The 1321-nt window shown below is 65.3% G+C and carries 1 protein-coding gene; it reads right to left on the minus strand.

The features are described from left to right. Positions 1–1286: hypothetical protein (locus VFQ05_05700; protein HET9326248.1), on the minus strand; the 1286-nt coding region annotated here is incomplete at its 3' end. Positions 1287–1321: the final 35 nt, after the last annotated feature.

The raw sequence follows: 1321 nt of genomic DNA on the forward strand, positions 1-1321 counted from the left end.
TCGTCAAGGTCATCCGGAACCACGATGAGACTCCCGGTCGCTCCCAAACCGAACATCACGCGCTCATATCGCGCAACGTCGATGAGGTATCCACCGGTCACCTTGCCGACGCGGAAGACGCGGCCAGCCAACGGATCGGGCTCGTGGAAGAGCTCGTCCTTCTCGACGATCTCCCCGCGAGCAAGAAACGTGTGCCGATCGCGAAGCGTGAGCCGGCTCTCGAGGAGCCAGGCATCGAGCGTGTTCCCCGGATTGTTGCGATTGCGACCCCAGGCGAGGGTCGAGAACCAGTCTGCCCCTCCCGGGGTGTGCCCAAACATGACCGAGGCCGTGGTCCGCTCGACGTCGGTTTCCGGATGAAGTTGCTCGGGGCTGTCGATCCAACCGTGACTCAACTGGAGTGCCCAGGCCGGGGTCGGGTTCCAACTCGCGCGCACCGCCTGAGAGTCGAACTTTGGCGCCTCGATATCGTATCGCTTCTCGTCGGGCTCCCGGCCCGTGAACACTGATCCCTCGAGCTTCACGCCGCGACTCATCAGGCCAGCCGAGAACACACCAAAGCTGATGTGCGTCGAGTCGAGCCAGTGATGACTGATGGGGCTATCCGGGAACTCCATGCCCGAGTACCGATGCATGAACGTGGGCGGCCCCAGGGCCGGCTCACCTGGCAGACCGAGATAGACGAACGCCGAGCGCGTGGCGTCAGAGACCGCATAGCTTGCCGCCAGCTCCATGAAGAGGTCGTGCGGGTGCTGCCGGTCGATCAGCTCTTCGACGCCGTCGGCAGTCTCGCCGCTTTGCAGCAACAGCGCGTAGCCGTCGCTGCCGAGGGTGGCTGGCTCGGCGGAGAACATGGCCCGCAGACCCAGCCGGCCGTTGCCGAGCGGTCGGCTACCCATTGCCATGAGCATGCTCGTGCTCATGCCTTCGTCGGCCCCCCGCGGACCACCCTGCTCGTTCCAGACAAGCGTGGCGAATCCGTGCAGCATTACGCTCCACGATCCACGCATGAGATGTACGCCCTCGTGAGGCGTCACATCCGGTTGCCAGGCCGTACCCGAGGCCTCCCGGGTCATGGGGTAGTCGCCGTACATGGCGGGCATCGCATGGTGCATGGTCCCGCCCTGCACCTGGTGCTGCGTCCCGGTGTGACCGGGGTGCGTGGGCGTGGTGTCGCGAACCGCGGGACGAGGGGTCGGGTGATGCTCGTGCTGTGCGAGGGCGCTCGGCCCGGATAGAGCGAGCAGCACACTCGCAACGGTCCACATCCGCCAACTCAGGATCATCTCCGCTGGGGTCCTCCTCCAATACCGAGTGTGGG

The sequence above is a fragment of the Candidatus Eisenbacteria bacterium genome (assembly GCA_035712145.1).
Taxonomy (GTDB): Bacteria; Eisenbacteria; RBG-16-71-46; order RBG-16-71-46; family RBG-16-71-46; genus DASTBI01.